This window comes from Thauera linaloolentis 47Lol = DSM 12138, assembly GCF_000310205.1.
Lineage (GTDB): Bacteria > Pseudomonadota > Gammaproteobacteria > Burkholderiales > Rhodocyclaceae > Thauera > Thauera linaloolentis.
This window is the reverse complement of sequence record NZ_AMXE01000079.1, coordinates 1-16,974: the sequence shown is the minus strand read 5'-3', so window position 1 is coordinate 16,974 and position 16,974 is coordinate 1. Positions and strand designations below refer to the sequence as shown.

Sequence of the window (16,974 nt, the reverse complement as noted above, 5' to 3'; positions counted from 1 at the left end):
GCCCGGGCCCGGACGGCGGCAGCACCCGCCGCGCACGCGCCGGGCGACGGCGCCGTGCTGGCCGCGCTCGAACCCCTGCGCGGCGCGGTGGTCCTGGTCGTCGACGACATGCCGCTCAATCGGGAAATCGCACGCGCCTTTCTGGAGGATGCCGGCCTGCAGGTCATCGAGGCCGCCCATGGCGAGGAGGCGCTGGCCCGGCTCGCAGCGCACCGCTGCGCTCTGGTGCTGATGGACGTGCAGATGCCGGTGCTGGACGGGCTGGGAGCCGCACGGCGCATCCGCGCGGGCTCGACCTGTCCCGAGATTCCGATCATCGCGATGACCGCGCACGCAATGGAAGGCCACCGCCAGCAAAGTCTCGACGCGGGCATGAATGATCACCTCACCAAGCCGATCGACGTCCACGCGCTGTACGCCGTCCTGCTGCGCTGGATAGCGCCACGGCAGGATGCTGCGGCGGCGCGGGCCGGGCTGTCCACGATGGCGGCCCTCGCCCCGCCACGCCCGGTCGCGCGTGCCCTTCCGCCCGCCGCCGTGCCGGCAACGGCGCAAGAAGGCAACACGGCCCCCGCACTCCTGGCAGAAGGCTGGCCCGCGGACCTGCCGGGCATCGATACGGTGCGCGGCCTGGCCAACCACCTGGGACGCCCGGCGCTGTACGGCCGCATCCTGGGCGAATTCTCGGCCGCATTCGGCGCCGGCCTGGCCCCCCTGCGCGAAGCGCTGGCCGGGGGCGACGCGGAAACGGCGTATCGCTGGGTACATTCCCTGAAATCCGGCGCGGCGACGATCGGAGCCGCCGCGCTGTCCGCCCTGGCGCGCGACATGGAACAGCAACTGCGCAGCGGCGGCAGGCCGGACGAAGCCGCTCTGCGGGCCCTGGATCACGGCTTGAAGTCCCTGTGCTCGACGCTGGCCACGCTGCCCGGCCAAGAAGCGCGCGATGCCCGCCAGGCACCGGCGGCTGCGCATCCACAGCTCGTGGCCGACGCCCTGGAACTGATCGACGGGGCGCTGGCCCTGCTGTCATGCCATGATGCACGCGCCGAAGGCCGGATGGACAAGCTGAACGCGCATTTGCGGGGTACCGTCTGGCACGCGCGCGCGGAGGCGGCGCACGCCCTGGTCGAGGACGTCGAATACGAAACCGCCCTGCCGCTGCTGGCCACCTTGCGCGAGGACATGACGCGGACACCGACATGAGCACCGATTTCACCGTACTCGTCGTCGACGACGAAAAACACAACCGCCAGCTGCTCACCGAGCTGTTGCAGCACGAATGCCGGCTGGTGCTGGCCAAGAACGGCGAACAGGCCCTGGCGCGGGCGAGCGAGCAGCAGCCCGACCTGATCCTGCTCGATGTCGTCATGCCGGACATGAGCGGCCATGCGGTCATCCGCCAACTCAAGGAAGACGACGGCACGCGCGACATCCCGGTGATCTTCATCACCGCGCTGGATTCCTTCGACGACCAGGAAACCGGCCTCGAGCTGGGCGCCGTCGACTACATCGCCAAACCCTTCCACCCCCCCATCGTCAGGGCCAGGGTGCGCAACCACCTGCGCCTGGTGGAACAGCGCCGCCTGCTCGAACAACTGGCCATGCTCGACAATCTCACCGGAATCCCGAACCGGCGGCGCTTCGTCGAAACGCTGGCGCAGGAATGGCGGCGCTGCCTGCGCCACGCGCTTCCGCTGTCGCTGATCGTGGCGGACATCGACCATTTCAAGCGCATCAACGACACCTACGGCCATGCGCAGGGCGACGACGCCCTGCGCAGCGTGGCGCAAGCGCTGAAATGGGCGGTGCACCGACCCGGGGATTTCGTCTGCCGCTACGGCGGGGAAGAATTCGTGCTGCTGCTGCCGGGCGTGGATGCGGATGGCGCCTTCGCGTTCGCCGACTGTGTGCGCCAGCACATCGCCACGATGCCGCTTCAGACGGCGAACGGCAAGCCGCTGCAGCTCACGCTCAGCCTGGGGGGCGCCAGCCATGTGCCCACCGTCCCCGACGTGAGCGATGCGCTATTCCTCGCCGCGGACCGTGCCCTGTACGACGCCAAGCACGCCGGCCGCAACCGCGTCGTCTGGGCGCCGCCGCGCGCGGACGGCCCAGGCACCCGACGGCTGGCGGGGCCCGGCGCCCCGGCGATGCCCCGCTGAACCGATCGGCCGTTTGGGCGTCTGTCCGTACACCCGTCCGCCTTCCCGCCGAGAAGCCCGCCATCATGCTGATACGCTCCACATCCGGCCCCGCCGACATCCTTCCCTCCGAAATCACGTCGCGCGCCCTGTTCGAAGGCCGGCGCCGCTTCCTGGCGCGCAGCGGGCTCGGGCTCACCGCCGGCGCGGCACTGTGGTACGGGCTGGGAGGAGAGGCGCGCGCGGCAACGGCCCGCCTGTCCGCCGCCGCCTCGCCGCTGAGCACCGACGAAGCCCTGACCGGGCACGAAGCGGTGACGAGCTACAACAACTTCTACGAATTCGGCACCGACAAGGGCGACCCGGCACGGAACGCGCACCGCATGAGCACGCGGCCGTGGACCGTCACGGTCGAAGGCCTGGCCGCCAGGCCGCGCAGCTTCGGTATCGACGAACTGCTGAAGCTGGCGCCGCTCGAAGAACGCATCTACCGCCTGCGCTGCGTCGAAGGCTGGTCGATGGTCGTCCCCTGGGTGGGGTTCCCGCTGGCGGCGCTGCTGAAGGCGGTCGAACCGCTCGGCAGCGCGAAGTACGTCGAATTCCTGACCCATTACGACCCGGAAATCATGCTGCGCCGCCCCATCCTGCAATGGCCCTACGGCGAGGGCCTGCGCATGGACGAAGCCCTGCATCCGCTGACGATCCTGGCCGTGGGCCTGTACGGCGAGCTGCTGCCCAACCAGAACGGCGCGCCGATCCGCCTGGTGGTGCCGTGGAAGTACGGCTTCAAGAGCGCCAAGTCGATCACCACCATCCGCCTGCTCGAACGCCAGCCGGCCACCGCGTGGCGCCGCACCGCACCGCACGAGTACGGCTTCTACGCCAACGTCAATCCGGACGTCTCGCACCCGCGCTGGAGCCAGGCAACCGAGCGCCGCATCGGCGAAATCCGCAAACGGCCCACGCTGATGTTCAACGGCTACGCCGAGCAGGTCGCCAGCCTCTACCAGGGCATGGACCTGCGCACCTACTACTGACGAAATCTCCCTGACATGCCTAACTTCCTGCGCGCGCCCTCGGGCGCGCAGATCGCCCTGCTCAAAGCCGCCGTCTTCTTCGCCTGTCTGCTGCCCGCCCTGGACCTGGCCCTGGGCTGGCGGAACGGCACGCTCGGCGCCAACCCCATCGAGACCCTGACCCGCGCCAGCGGCGAATGGACGCTGCGCTTCCTGCTGATCACGCTCGCCGTCAGCCCGCTGCGGCGCTACAGCGGCCTGCACTGGCTGCTGCGGCTGCGGCGCATGCTGGGGCTGTTCGCCTTCACCTACGCCGCCGCGCACTTCATGGCCTACATCTGGCTGGACCAGTTCTTCGACTGGCGCGCGATCGCACACGACATTCTCGACCGCCCCTTCATCGCCGTCGGCTTCGCCGCCTTCGTGCTGCTGGTCCCGCTCGCCGCCACCTCCAGCAAGGCCGCCATCCGCCGCCTCGGCGGCCGGCGCTGGCAGTCGCTGCACCGCTCGGTCTACGCCATCGCCATCCTGGCCGTGATCCACTTCTGGTGGCTGGTGAAGGCCGACCTGCTGAAACCCTTCATCTATGCCCTGATCCTCGCCGTCCTGCTCGGCCTGCGCGCCTGGTGGCGTGAGCTGGAGCGCCGGCGGCAGTTGTCGGTGCCTCCGCCGGCAAAGCACCTGGACAGGCCGGTGATACGGATCGTGCAGAAGTAGGCTTCAGCCCGCTCCCAGCCGCCACAGCGACGTCACTTCCGCCGCGCGCGCCGTGTGCAGCGCATCGCCGGCGGCCGTGGCCTTGGCGTGGCGGGGGCGGATGTCTTCGCGGCCGAGGATCCGCAGGCCGGCTTCGGCGATCCAGCCGAGCAGTTCGTCGCGGCTGCGCAGGCCGAGGTGCTCGGCGAGGTCGGACAGGATCAGCCAGCCTTCGCCCCCCGGCTCCAGGTGCGCCGCGAGCCCCTGCAGAAAGCCGCGCAGCATGCGGCTGTCGGGATCGTAGATGGCGTGCTCCACCGCGGCGCCGGGCTTGGCTGGCACCCAGGGCGGGTTGCAGACGATGAGCGGCGCGCAGCCGGCGGGAAAGAGATCGGCTTCGGCCAGTTCGACCTGGCCGCCGAGCCCCAGCCGCGCGAGGTTGCCGCGCGCGCAGCCGAGCGCACGCGGCGACAGGTCGGTGGCCACCACGCGCCGTACGCCGCGGCGCGCAAGCAGCGCGGCGATGACGCCGGTGCCGGTGCCGATGTCGAAGGCGAGCGTCTTCGCCGGCAACGGCTGGCGGGCGACGAGGTCGAGGTATTCGCCGCGCACCGGCGAAAACACGCCGTACCAGGGGTGGATGCGCTCGCCCAGCGCCGGCACCATCACCCCCTTGCGCCGCCATTCATGCGCGCCGATCAGGCCCAGCAGCTCGCGCAGCGACAGCACGAACGGTGCATCCAGCAGCACCGCGTGCTCGTCGCCGAAGGCCTCGGCCAGCGCCTCGCGGACCTCGGGCGCACGACGCAGCGCGATGCGCCCGCCGGCCTCGACCGGGATCAGCAGCATGCCCAGGGTGCGCGCACGCTGCGCCTGCGCCATGCGGTGGAAGTGGAAGGCTTCCGGGAAGCGCCCGTCCTCCTTCCCCGCGCCTTTGCGCGGACGGCGTTCCGCGCGGCGCGCCACGGCCTGCAGCAGTTGGCGGGCGTTGTGGTAGTCGCCCCGCCACAGCAGCGCCGTTCCCTCGCAGGCCAGGCGCCATGCGGCATCGGCCGCCATGGTGTCGTCGGCCGTCACGACCCGCCGCGGCGCGGCCTGGCCGTTCTCCGAGTGCCAGCATGCGCTGTGCGGCGCGCCATTTTCGGTCCAGTACAGCAATTCGTGCCCACTCATGCCTGTCGTGGCCGGATGGCGTTCTTGGGCCGGAAGGCCTTGATGACCGCTTCGTCGGTTTCGATGTAAGGGCCGCCGATGAGGTCGATGCAGTAGGGCACGGCGGCGAAGATGCCGACGTGGCGCACCGCGCCGTCGGTGTCGCGCACGCCTTCGAGAGTTTCACGAATCGACTTGGGCTGGCCCGGCAGGTTGATGATCAGGCAGCGGCCGCGGATCACCGCGACCTGGCGCGAGAGGATGGCGGTGGGCACGAAGTTGAGGCTGATGCGCCGCATTTCCTCGCCGAAGCCCGGCATTTCCTTGTCGCCGACGGCCAGCGTGGCCTCTGGCGTCACGTCGCGCGGCGACGGACCGGTGCCCCCGGTAGTCAGCACCAGGCTGCAGCCGGCGTGGTCGGCGAGTTCGGCCAGCGTGCGCTCGATCAGCGGCCGCTCGTCCGGGATCAGCCTTTCCACCGCCTGCCACGGCGAGGACAGCGCCTTGCCGAGCCAGTCCTCGAGCGCGGGGATGCCCTGGTCCCGATAGGTGCCGTCGGAGGCGCGGTCGCTGATCGACACGAGGCCGATGCGGAGGGGTTCGCTCATGGAGTCGATCTCGTCGTGAAAGATGGGCAAGGAGGCGGTGGCGGGGCCGGGTGCGCGCCGGCCTCAGCCGCGTGCCTCTCCGCGGTCGTCGTCCCGGCTGCCTTCGCCGTCTTCGCCCTGCCCGGCCGCGGCGGTTTCAGCGGCCTCATCCTGCGCCGCCTGCAGATCGCGCAGCACGCGGAAAATTTCGCGGAAGGCCTTCGGCGGCTTGCCGGCCTCGCGTTCCTTCAGCGCGTTGCGGCGCAGCGTGCGCAGGTATTGCAGGTCGGCGTCGGGCCAGGTCTCGGCGATGGCGCCGATGGTCTTGTCGTCTTCCAGCAGGCGCTCGCGCAGGCGTTCGAGGCGGTGCATCTTCGCCACCTCGGCGGCGGAGTTGCCGTTGAAGATGTCGAGCTGGGCCTGGATCGGCGCCGGGTCGATCTTGCGCATCAGCTTGCCGATGTACTGCATCTGGCGGCGGCGGGCTTCCATCTTGAAGCCCTGCGCGGCGCGCACGGCCTCGTACAGCGTATCGGGCAGCGGCACCTTCTTGAGCCGTTCGGACGGCAGCGCGACGAGCTGTTCGCCGAGATCCTGCAGCGCGTGCATCTCGCGCTTGAGGCTGCTCTTGCTGGGCGGTTCGACGAAACCGTCTTCGTCATCGTGGCCGTGATGGCCGGAAGGGCGCGAATCTGAACGCATTGCGGGTGGCTTGGGGCTTGAACGGGTTAAGATTATAGCCTTTGCCCGACACCTGCCCGCCCATGTCCGACCAAGGCTTCTCCTTCTCCCAGGCGCATCTGCGCGAAATCGCCACCGATATCGTCAAGTACGCGCAAAAGCGCGGCGCGTCCGCATGCGAAACCGACGTCTCGGAGGGCTTCGGCCAGTCGGTGGGCGTGCGCAAGGCGGAAGTCGAGACCATCGAGTACAACCGCGACAAGGGCGTCGGCGTCACCGTCTACATCGGCCAGCAGCGCGGCTACGCGAGCACGTCGGACTTTTCGAAGAAGGCGCTGAAGGCCACGGTCGATGCCGCGCTGTCGATCGCCCGCTTCACCGCGCCCGACCCCTGCGCCGGCCTGGCCGACGCCGAACTGATGGCGCGCGAGAAGGACATGCCCGGGCTGGACCTGTTCCACCCCTGGGCGATCGGCATCGACGAGGCGATCGCCCTCGCCCGCCGCTGCGAGGACGCTGCCTTCGCGGTGAGCCCGAAGATCAGCAACTCCGAAGGCGCCAACACCTCGATCCAGCAATCCCACTTCGTCTCGACCAACAGCCACGGCTTCATCGGCGGCTATGCCACCACCCGTCACGGCCTGTCGTGCTCGGTGATCGCCGGCGAAGGCGACGCCATGCAGCGCGAATACTGGTACGACTCGCGGCGCGACCCCGCCGAGCTGACGAGCGCGGAGGACATCGGCCGCCTCGCCGGCGAGCGGGCGCTGGCGCGCCTGGGCGGCAAGCAGGTCCGTACCTGCGAGGTGCCGGTGCTGTTCGAAGCGCCGCTCGCGGTGGCGCTGATCGGCAACTTCGTGCAGGCGGTCAGCGGCGGCGCGCTCTACCGCAAGGCGAGCTTCCTGCTCGACAGCCTGGGCCAGCAGGTGTTCTCGCCCGTGGTCAGCATCGCCGAGCGGCCTCATCTCAAGAAGGCTTTCGGCTCCAGCCCCTTCGACAGCGACGGCGTCGCCACCCGTGACCGAGAGATCGTCACCGGCGGGGTGCTCAACGGCTATTTCCTGTCGGCCTATTCGGCGCGCAAGCTCGGCATGCAGACCACCGGCAACGCGGGCGGCTCGCACAACCTGATCGTGACGCCGGGCGAGCAGGACCTGGCCGGACTCATCAGGCAGATGGACCGCGGCCTGCTCGTGACCGAGTTGCTGGGCCACGGCGTCAACTACGTCACCGGCGATTATTCACGCGGCGCGGCCGGCTTCTGGGTCGAGAAAGGCAAGATCAAGCACGCGGTGGAAGAAGTCACCATCGCGGGCAACCTGCGCGACATGTTCCGCAGCATCGTCGCCATCGGCAACGACGCGCTGCCGCGCGGCGCCAAGCACTGCGGCTCGATCCTGATCGAGCGCATGAAGGTGGCCGGGCGCTGAGCGGGCCTTCGCGCCAGCCTCGCGCCGGCTCTTGCGGGCGCCGCCGATCGTTTATATTTGCTCATTGATTGCTCAATCCCTACCTGAAGGAGCTCACGTGGAACGTCGTTCATTCTTGAAGAAGGCCGGCGCAGGCGTCGCTGCGGGCGCCGCGCTCGGCCTCACCGCCTGCGGCAAGTCCGAAACCGCCGCCCCCGCTTCGGCGCCGGCAGCGGCCATCCACACCGGCCTGCCCTCGATCCAGTGGCGCATGACGTCGAGCTTCCCCAAGAGCATCGATACGCTTTACGGCAGTGCCGAGCTGTTGGCCAGCCGTCTGCGCGAGATCACCGACGGCAGGTTCGACATCCGCGTATTCCCGGCCGGCGAGCTGGTGCCCGGCCTGCAGGCGCTCGACGCCGTGCAGCAGGGCACGGTCGAGATGTGCCATTCGTGCTCGTACTACTACGTCGGCAAGGACAAGACCTTCGCCTTCGGCACCGCCGTGCCCTTCGGCCTGAACGCGCGCCAGATGGACGCCTGGATCATCGGCGGCGGCGGCCAGGAACTGCTGGACGAGTTCTACGGCAACTACAACGTCTATTCCTTCCTGGGCGGCAACACCGGCGTGCAGATGGGCGGCTGGTACCGCAAGCAGATCAACACGCTCGACGACATCAACGGCCTGAAGATCCGCATCGCCGGCATCGGCGGCGAGATCCTCGCGCGCATGGGTGCCATCCCGCAGCAGATCGCGGGCTCGGACATCTATCCTTCGCTGGAAAAAGGCACGATCGATGCCGCCGAATGGGTCGCGCCCTACGACGACGAAAAGCTCGGCTTCCACAAGGTCGCGCCCAACTATTACGCGCCGGGCTGGTGGGAGCCGGGCCCGGTGGTCCACTTCTTCGTCAACAAGGCCGAGTGGGACAAGCTGCCCAAGGAATACCAGGCCGCGTTCCGTGCCGCATCGCGCGAGGCCCACATCCAGATGACCGCGATGTACGACCACAAGAACCCGCAGGCGCTGGCCCGCCTGCTGTCGCAGGGCGTGAAGCTGCAGAACTTCTCGAACGAGATCATGAAGAAGGCCTACGACGTTTCGCGCGAGCTGTACGAAGAGGAAGCCGGGAAGAACCCGGCCTGGGCCAAGATCCATGCCGAGTTCGAAAAATACCGCAAGTCGCAGAACGCCTGGTTCAGCGTCGCGGAAGGCAGCTACGACCGCTTCATGCAGTCGGTGCGCTGAACGCGCGCCTGCGCTGGCGCCACATCGCGAAAAGGCCCGGGCATCGCTGCCCGGGCCTTTTCTCATGATGAAGCCGGCAGAGGCGGCGGCACCTCGCCGCGCGGCCCCGCCCGTCAATTGCCCTGCAACTGCCTCATCAGGTCGTGGCTGTCCTCATTCGCGGCGGCCGCGCCTGCGCCGCCGCCGAGCAGTTCGTCCAGATTGAGCTCTTGCTGTTCGGCCGGCTTCGCCCCGCCATCGCCGTAGGAAACCAGGCCCGGGAAGGTGATGATCAGGCCGACCATGCAGAGCTGGATGATCACGAAGGGCACCGCCCCCCAGTAGATCGACGATGTCTTCACCTTTTCCGAGGCCACCGAGCGCAGGAAGAACAGCGCAAAGCCGAAGGGCGGATGCAGGAACGAAGTCTGCATGTTCACCGCCAACAGCACGCCGAACCAGACCAGGTCGATGCCCAGCTTGTCGGCCACCGGCGCGAGCAGGGGGATGATGATGAAGGCCAGCTCGAAGTAGTCGAGGAAGAAGGCAAGCACGAACACCAGCACGTTGACCGCGATCAGGAAGCCGGTCTGGCCGCCGGGCAGCGAAGTCATCAGGTGCTCGACCCACAGGTCGCCGTTCACGCCGCGGAAAGTCAGGCCGAACACGCTCGAACCGATGAGGATGAACATCACGAAGCAGGACAGCTTGGTCGTCGAGTCCATCGCCTGCTTCAGCAGCCCGAGCGACAGCCGCTTGCGCGATACCGCCATCAGCACCGCGCCGACGGCGCCCATCGCGCCACCTTCGGTCGGCGTGGCGACACCGATGAAGATGGTGCCCAGCACGAGGAAGATCAGGCCCAGCGGCGGAATCAGCACGAAGGTGACGCGCTCCGCCATGCGCGACAGCAGGCCGAGGCCGAACAGGCGGTTGAGCAGCGCGATGACGAAAGCGATGCCGATGCCGACCATCGCCGCGATGACGACGACCTTGTCGCGCGGCTCTCCGTCGCCGTAGAAGTTCTCCGCGAACAGCCACGCGCCCCCCACCGACAGCACGGCGAGGACCGCGAGCGAACGCATGCCGCTCGACCCGTCTGCCTCGCGCAGCGTACGCGCCTCGAGCGGCATCGCCGGCGCCATCGACGGGCGCACGACCGCCACGACGGCGACGTAGACCACGTACAGCCCGGTGAGCATCAGGCCGGGCAGCAGCGCGCCCTGGTACATGTCGCCGACCGAGCGCCCGAGCTGGTCGGCCATGACGATCAACACCAGCGAGGGCGGAATGATCTGCGCCAGCGTGCCGGAGGCGGCGATGACGCCGGTGGCGAGGCGATGATCGTAACCATAGCGCAGCATGATCGGCAGCGAGATCAGGCCCATCGAGATCACCGAGGCCGCCACCACGCCGGTGGTGGCCGCCAGCAGCGCGCCGACGAAGATCACCGCGAAGGCAAGGCCGCCGCGCACCGGCCCGAAGAGCTGGCCAATGGTGTCGAGCAGATCCTCTGCCATGCCGCTGCGCTCGAGGATCAGCCCCATGAAGGTGAAGAAGGGCACGGCCAGCAGGGTGTCGTTGGCCATGATGCCGAACACCCGCTCGGGCAGGGCCTGGAAGAGCGCGCCATGGAGCAGGCCGAGCTCGATGCCGATGAGCCCGAACAGGATGCCGTTGGCTGCGAGCGCGAACGCCACCGGAAAGCCGAACAGCAGGAACAGGATCATGGACGCAAACATCAGCGGCGCCATGTTGGCGATGATGAACTCGGTCATTGCCCGCCCTCCCGCCCGGCGCCCTTGCCGCTACTGGCCTTGATCGCGGCGACCAGTTCCTCGGTGCCGCCGCCCGCGGACTTCTTGCGCAGCGGGTTCGGGCCGTGGCCGGTCAGGAAGGCGATGCGCTTGATCAGTTCCGAGACCGCCTGCAGCACCAGCAGGCCGAGGCCCAGCGGCAGCAGCAGCTTGACCGGCCAGCGGATCAGGCCACCGTAGTTCTGCGACACTTCGCCCGACGCGATCGACGCCATCACGATCGGCCATGACAGCCACAGGATCAGCACCGCCATCGGCAGCATGAAGAGCAGGATGCCGATCACATCGACGATGTTCTGGCCGCGCGGCGACAGGCGGCTGGTGATGATGTCGATGCGCACGTGCTCGTTGCGCAGGAAGGTGTATCCGGCCGCCAGCATGAACATCGCGGCGAACAAGTACCACTGGATCTCGAGCAGCGCGTTCGAGCTTGTGTTAAACAGCTTGCGGACGAGCGCGTTGCCTGCGCTGATCACGACCGCGATCAGCACCAGCCACATCACGCTACGGCCGACCCGTTCGTTGATCCAGTCGATCAAGCGGGAAATTCGCAGCAATAAGGACACGAAAAGGCTCCGGAAACGCGCGGCGGCAGAACATGCGCGCCGCGCTGGCGTGCAGCGGCACGCAGTGGATTTGTCTGGAACCGGCCATTATTTCACAGCGAAGCCATTTTCCGCTCGATGTAATTCACGAATCCAATATATGCAAAATTTATCAAACTCATGCCGCATCTGCCTCATTCGCCACGGTGAGACCGCCTGGAATGCCGAACGCCGCCTGCAGGGGCATCTCGACATTCCGCTCAACGAGACCGGCCTTGCCCAGGCCGAAGCGGTGGCACGGCGGCTGCAGGCATTCGGACAGGGCTTCGCCGCCCTGTACTGCAGCGACCTGCAGCGCGCCCGCCAGACCGCAGCGGCCATCACCCACCGCCACGCGCTGGAAGCCATCCAAGACGGGCGCCTGCGTGAACGCCATTACGGCCTTTTCCAGGGCCTGACCTACGGCGAGGCCGAACAGTGCCACCCCGAGCTCTATCGCCGCTTCAAGGCACGCGAACCCGAGTTCGGATTCCCCGAGCACGGCGAAAGCCTCGGCGCGTTTTCCGCGCGCGTGCATGCCGCGCTGCACGACATCGCCGATCATCACGCCGGCCAGGCCGTGCTGGTCGTCACGCACGGCGGCGTGCTCGACATCGTGCACCGGCTGGCGAGCGGCGAACCGCTGAGCACGCCGCGCGACTTCCCCATCCCGAACGCTGCACTCAACTGGGTCGAGCACACCAACGGCGCATGGCGGCTACTGGCCTGGGCGGACGAAGGCCATCTGGGCGGCGCGCTGGACGAACTGCCCAATGCATGAACACCGCATCAAACCTGGCGATTCCGTGGGGTATTAGGGTTTTCCGTGGATTACGGCCATTAATTGAAGTCTCCTATAATCGAATACAAGATTTCAATAGACAACAACGCGAGGAGACAAACATGGAACGCCGCAAATTCCTGCAAGGCGCCGGCATGGCCGGCATCCTGGCCGCCGGTAGCGCCCCGGCCATCGTCCAGGCCCAGCAGCAGATCCGCTGGCGGCTCGCCTCGAGCTTCCCGAAGTCGCTCGAAACCGTCTATGGCGCCAGCGAGGCCTTCGCCAAGTACGTCTCGGATGCGACCGGCGGCAAGTTCGTGATCTCGGTCCACCCCGGCGGCGAGCTCGTTCCCGCCTTCGGCGTCGTGGACGCGATACAGCAAGGCACGATCGACTGCGCGCACACCGCGCCGTATTACTTCTTCGGCAAGGACGAAAGCTTCGCGCTGGACTGCACCATCCCCTTCGGCATGACCTCGCGCGCGATGAGCGCATGGATGTTCGAAGGCAACGGCATGAAGCTGATGCGCGAGTTCTACGCCCAGTTCAACATCATCAACTTTCCGATGGGCAACAGCGGCGCGCAGATGGGCGGCTGGTACCGCAAGGAAATCAAGTCGCTCAAGGACTTCGATGGCCTGAAGTTCCGCGTCGGCGGCTTCGGCGGCCGCGTGCTGGCCAAGCTCGGCGTCGTGCCGCAGAACATCGCCGCCGGCGAGATCTACCAGGCGCTGGAAAAGGGCACCATCGACGCCGCCGAATGGATCGGCCCCTACGACGACCTGCGCCTGGGCCTGCACAAGGTCGCCAAGAACTACTACTACCCGGCATGGTGGGAAGGCAGCACGCAGTTCTCGCTCTACATCAACGACAAGCAGTGGAACGGCCTGTCGGCCGAATACAAGGCCATCATCGAACAAGCCTCGCGCGCCGCCCACCTCACTTGCCAGGCGCGCTACGACGCCCGCAACCCGACCGCGCTCAAGCAACTGGTTGCCGAAGGCGCCAAGCTGTCGCGCTTCCCGAAGGACTTCATGGACGCCGCGTTCAAGGCTTCGCGCGAGGTCTATGCCGAGCTCAACGACAAGAACCCGAACTGGAAGAAGATCTACCCCGACTACAGCCGCTTCCTGGCCGATCAGGTCCAGTGGGAGGCCGTCGCGGAAAGCAACTACTCCCAGTATCTGGCTTCGCAGAAGCTCTGATCCCGGTATCGCTCCACCCCTGCCCTTGCGGCGGGCCTCGGCCCGCCGTCCTCCTTCCCCACCGCCCGCCGCCATTCGGTAGCCGGCGGCTACGTCGTCCCGTCCGCAAACGCGGCGCTGCCGGCGACATACGGGGTGCGACCGTATCCACGCCAGCCCGACGCCCGACATCATGAACATGCTGCTAGACCTTTCCCGGATCATCGACCGGCTCAGCCGGATGATCGGGCAATCCATCATCTGGCTGGTGCTGGTCGCCACCCTCATCAGCACGGTGAATGCCATCATCCGCAAGGCCTTCAACGTCGGCTCGAACGCCTTTCTCGAGATCCAGTGGTACCTGTTCGCGGCGGTGTTCCTGCTCGGCGCCGGCTACACCTTCATGCAGAACGCCCACGTCCGCATCGACGTCATTTCCAACCGCCTGCCCCAGCGCGCGCGGATCTGGATCGACATCTGCGGCATCGTCTTCTTCGTGCTGCCGATGTGCTACTTCATGATCAGCTTCTCGTGGCCGATCGTCATGCAGGCCTACGCCTCCGGCGAGATGTCGTCGAATGCCGGCGGCCTGATCCGCTGGCCGGTGTATGCCCTCGTGCCGGTCGGCTTCGCGCTGCTCGCGCTGCAATCCACCTCCGAGCTGATCAAGCGCATCGCCTTCCTGACCGGCCACGGCCCCGATCCGCTCCGGCTCGGGGGCCACGGCAACACCGAAGAAGCCTCCGCCGGCGAGCCGGCTTCCGATGCCAGTGACGAGGCGCGCGCACGATGATCGAGATCTTCACCGCCAACATCGCCCCGATCATGTTCGGGGCGGTCATGCTGTTCCTGCTCTCGGGCTTTCCGGTCGCGTTCTCGCTGGCTGCCTGCGGGCTGGTGTTCGGCTTCCTCGGCATCGAGCTCGGCCTGCTGCCGGCCACGCTGTTCCAGGCGCTGCCGCTGCGGGTGTTCGGCATCATGCAGAACGACACCCTGCTGGCGATTCCCTTCTTCACGCTGATGGGCCTCATCCTCGAACGCAGCGGCATGGCCGAAGACCTGCTGGAAACGGCCGGCCAGGTGTTCGGCCCGATCCGCGGCGGGCTGGCGCTGTCGGTGCTGTTCGTCGGCTCGCTGCTCGCGGCCACCACTGGCGTGGTCGCCGCGGCAGTGATCTCGATGGGCCTGATCTCGCTGCCCATCATGCTGCGCTATGGCTACAACCCGGCGTTCTCGTGCGGCACCATCACCGCCTCCGGCACCCTGGCGCAGGCGCTGCCGCCGTCGCTGGTGCTCATCGTCGTCGCCGACCAGCTCGGCGCCAGCGTCGGCGACATGTATCGCGGCGCATTCACGCCGGCCTTCATGCTGATCGGGCTGTACGCGCTGTTCATCATCGCAGTGGCGATCTTCCAGCCCCGGATGGTGCCGGCACTGCCGCCGGAAGCGCGCACCTTCCACGAACCGGACGGCAGCTCCGGCAGCCGTTCGCTGCTCGTGTTCAGCGTCCTGCTCATCGCCTGCGCCATCGTCTTCGGCCACTACTACGGCGACATCCTCGGATGGCTGCAGGGCACCGAACCACAGGACCCGGCGCGCGACGAAACCGTGGTCGTCGCAATGACCTTCGGCACCATCCTGTCGATGGCGCTGGCCGGGCTCAACCGCCTGCTCCGCCTCGGCCTGCTGTCGCGCATGGCCGAGCAGTTCACTTTCGTGCTGGTGCCGCCGCTGGCGCTGATCTTCCTCGTCCTGGGCACCATCTTCCTGGGAGTCGCCACACCCACCGAGGGCGGCGCAATGGGCGCGAGCGGCGCCCTGCTGATGGCCGCGCTGCGCCGCCGGCTGGACATCTCGACGCTGCGCCAGGCGCTCGAAGCCACCGCCCGGCTGTCGTGCTTCGTACTCTTCATCCTGATCGGCTCGACGCTGTTCAGCTTCACCTTCACCGCGGTGGACGGCAACGTGTGGGTCGAGCACCTGTTCGACAAACTGCCCGGCGGCGAAATCGGCTTTCTGCTCTTCGTGAACACAGTCGTCTTCCTGCTCGGCTTCTTCCTCGACTTCTTCGAGATCGCCTTCATCCTGGTGCCGCTGCTGGCGCCGGTGGCGGACAAGATGGGCATCGACCTGATCTGGTTCGGCATCCTGATCGCGGTCAACCTGCAGACCTCCTTCCTGACCCCGCCCTTCGGCTTCGCGCTGTTCTACCTGCGCAGCGTCACGCCGGCAACGAGCTTCACCGACCGCGTCACCGGCCGCCGCATCGAGGGCATCCGCACCGCCCAGATATACCGCGGCGCGCTGCCCTTCGTCGTCCTCCAGCTCATCGTCCTCGGCCTGCTGATCGCCTTCCCCGGCATCGTCACCAGCAGCCTGGACAAGGCGGTCGATGTGGACCTCGACACCATCCAGATCCAGATTCCGGGCGGCGACGGAGGATGGGGCAACGACGACAACGGAGGCAGCGAAGGCGGCGGATGGTGAACCCCGATACCGATCGGGCAGCGTGGTAACATCCGCTTTTAAAGCCACTCGTTATCGATCTCGTCCATGTTCTCTTCGCAAGACACCCTGTCCAAAATCGATCCCGAACTGTGGTCCGCCATCCAGGCCGAAAACAAGCGCCAGGAAGACCACATCGAACTGATCGCCTCCGAAAACTACGTCTCGCACGCGGTGATGGAAGCCCAGGGCTCCCAGCTCACCAACAAGTACGCCGAAGGCTATCCCGGCAAGCGCTACTACGGCGGCTGCGAGCATGTCGACGTGGTCGAGCAACTGGCCATCGACCGCCTGAAAGCGCTGTTCGGCGCCGAAGCGGCGAACGTGCAGCCGAACTCGGGCTCGCAGGCCAACCAGGCCGTGCTGATGGCCTTCGCCAAGCCGGGCGACACCATCATGGGCATGAGCCTGGCCGAAGGCGGCCACCTCACCCACGGCATGCCGCTGAACATGTCGGGCAAGTGGTTCAACGTCGTCGCCTACGGCCTCGACGCCCAGGAAGCCATCGACTACGAGGCCATGGAACGGCTGGCCCGCGAGCACAAGCCGAAGATCATCATCGCCGGCGCCTCGGCTTACGCGCTGCGCATCGACTTCGAGCGCTTCGCGAAGATCGCCAAGGAAGTCGGCGCCATCTTCTGGGTGGACATGGCGCACTACGCCGGCCTGATCGCCGCCGGCTTCTATCCCAACCCGGTGCCGCATGCCGACGTCGTCACCTCGACCACGCACAAGACCCTGCGCGGCCCGCGCGGCGGCATCATCCTGATGAAGGCCGAGCACGAGAAGGCGCTGAACTCGGCGATCTTCCCCGGCCTGCAGGGCGGCCCGCTGGAGCACGTCATCGCGGCCAAGGCCGTCGCCTTCAAGGAAGCCGCCTCGCCCGAGTTCCGCAACTACCAGGAACAGGTCATCGCCAACGCCCGCGTCATGGCCCGCGTGCTGTCCGAGGAACGCGGCCTGCGCATCATCTCCGGCCGCACCGAAAGCCACGTCTTCCTCGTCGACCTGCGCAACAAGAAGATCACCGGCAAGGCCGCCGAAGCCGTGCTGGGCAGCGCCCACATCACGGTCAACAAGAACTCGATCCCGAACGACCCCGAAAAGCCCTTCGTCACCTCCGGCATCCGCATCGGCTCGCCGGCGATGACGACCCGCGGCTTCACCGAGATCGAGGCCGAGAAGGTCGC

Annotated in this window: 16 protein-coding genes; 11 read left to right on the top strand and 5 right to left on the bottom strand. The window is 67.4% G+C overall.

Annotated features, from left to right (window positions below; genetic code table 11):
* The 4 genes from C666_RS15680 to msrQ all read left to right on the top strand — a co-directional run.
* Positions 1–1,206: response regulator (locus tag C666_RS15680; RefSeq protein ID WP_004342914.1), on the top strand; the 1,206-nt coding region annotated here is incomplete at its 5' end.
* The gene (locus C666_RS15675; protein WP_004342913.1) at positions 1,203–2,165 is read left to right on the top strand and encodes a GGDEF domain-containing response regulator; all 963 of its coding nucleotides are present in this window, start codon (positions 1,203–1,205) and stop codon (positions 2,163–2,165) included. The genes C666_RS15680 and C666_RS15675, both read left to right, overlap by 4 nt.
* A gap of 65 nt (positions 2,166–2,230) precedes the next feature.
* The gene (gene msrP, locus C666_RS15670; RefSeq protein WP_004342912.1) at positions 2,231–3,181 is read left to right on the top strand and encodes a protein-methionine-sulfoxide reductase catalytic subunit MsrP; all 951 of its coding nucleotides are present in this window, start codon (positions 2,231–2,233) and stop codon (positions 3,179–3,181) included.
* 15 nt (positions 3,182–3,196) lie between these two features.
* Positions 3,197–3,877: a protein-methionine-sulfoxide reductase heme-binding subunit MsrQ gene (gene msrQ / locus C666_RS15665; RefSeq protein ID WP_004342911.1), complete on the top strand. Its 681-nt coding sequence runs from the start codon at positions 3,197–3,199 to the stop codon at positions 3,875–3,877.
* A 3-nt stretch (positions 3,878–3,880) separates the two neighbouring features.
* Here msrQ and C666_RS15660 read toward each other — a convergent pair whose 3' ends face one another.
* From C666_RS15660 to yjgA, 3 genes are all read right to left on the bottom strand, one after another.
* The gene (locus C666_RS15660) at positions 3,881–5,029 is read right to left on the bottom strand and encodes a methyltransferase (protein ID WP_004342908.1); all 1,149 of its coding nucleotides are present in this window, start codon (positions 5,027–5,029) and stop codon (positions 3,881–3,883) included.
* Positions 5,026–5,616, bottom strand: a complete 591-nt coding sequence (mog, locus tag C666_RS15655) for a molybdopterin adenylyltransferase (protein ID WP_004342906.1) — start codon at positions 5,614–5,616, stop codon at positions 5,026–5,028. The genes C666_RS15660 and mog overlap by 4 nt, the downstream gene beginning before the upstream one ends.
* Positions 5,617–5,679: 63 nt before the next feature.
* Positions 5,680–6,297, bottom strand: coding sequence for a ribosome biogenesis factor YjgA (gene yjgA, locus C666_RS15650; RefSeq protein WP_004342904.1), 618 nt, complete (start codon positions 6,295–6,297; stop codon positions 5,680–5,682).
* Positions 6,298–6,359: 62 nt separating this feature from the next.
* On the opposite strand from yjgA, the gene pmbA reads away from it, so the two are divergent.
* The gene (gene pmbA / locus C666_RS15645; protein WP_004342898.1) at positions 6,360–7,706 is read left to right on the top strand and encodes a metalloprotease PmbA; all 1,347 of its coding nucleotides are present in this window, start codon (positions 6,360–6,362) and stop codon (positions 7,704–7,706) included.
* A gap of 97 nt (positions 7,707–7,803) precedes the next feature.
* Positions 7,804–8,934 (top strand): TRAP transporter substrate-binding protein, encoded by a 1,131-nt coding sequence (locus C666_RS15640; RefSeq protein ID WP_028792139.1) that lies wholly within the window; start codon positions 7,804–7,806, stop codon positions 8,932–8,934.
* Positions 8,935–9,047: 113 nt separating this feature from the next.
* Here the strand turns inward: C666_RS15640 and C666_RS15635 are convergent, their stop codons facing one another.
* Positions 9,048–10,691 (bottom strand): TRAP transporter large permease, encoded by a 1,644-nt coding sequence (locus C666_RS15635; protein WP_004342893.1) that lies wholly within the window; start codon positions 10,689–10,691, stop codon positions 9,048–9,050.
* Positions 10,688–11,296: a TRAP transporter small permease subunit gene (locus C666_RS15630; protein ID WP_038000529.1), complete on the bottom strand. Its 609-nt coding sequence runs from the start codon at positions 11,294–11,296 to the stop codon at positions 10,688–10,690. Before C666_RS15630 ends, C666_RS15635 begins: the two co-directional genes overlap by 4 nt.
* Before the next feature lie 139 nt (positions 11,297–11,435).
* Here C666_RS15630 and C666_RS15625 point away from each other — a divergent pair, with 139 nt between their 5' ends.
* The 5 genes from C666_RS15625 to glyA all read left to right on the top strand — a co-directional run.
* Positions 11,436–12,095 (top strand): histidine phosphatase family protein, encoded by a 660-nt coding sequence (locus C666_RS15625; protein WP_004342880.1) that lies wholly within the window; start codon positions 11,436–11,438, stop codon positions 12,093–12,095.
* A 122-nt stretch (positions 12,096–12,217) separates the two neighbouring features.
* Complete coding sequence (locus C666_RS15620) at positions 12,218–13,300, top strand: TRAP transporter substrate-binding protein (RefSeq protein WP_004342878.1); 1,083 nt, start codon at positions 12,218–12,220, stop codon at positions 13,298–13,300.
* Between the two features lie 172 nt (positions 13,301–13,472).
* Positions 13,473–14,072, top strand: coding sequence for a TRAP transporter small permease subunit (locus tag C666_RS15615; RefSeq protein WP_004342876.1), 600 nt, complete (start codon positions 13,473–13,475; stop codon positions 14,070–14,072).
* The gene (locus C666_RS15610; RefSeq protein ID WP_004342874.1) at positions 14,069–15,766 is read left to right on the top strand and encodes a TRAP transporter large permease; all 1,698 of its coding nucleotides are present in this window, start codon (positions 14,069–14,071) and stop codon (positions 15,764–15,766) included. Before C666_RS15615 ends, C666_RS15610 begins: the two co-directional genes overlap by 4 nt.
* 66 nt (positions 15,767–15,832) lie before the next feature.
* On the top strand, positions 15,833–16,974 hold a 1,142-nt coding region (gene glyA, locus C666_RS15605; RefSeq protein ID WP_004342871.1), incomplete at its 3' end, for a serine hydroxymethyltransferase.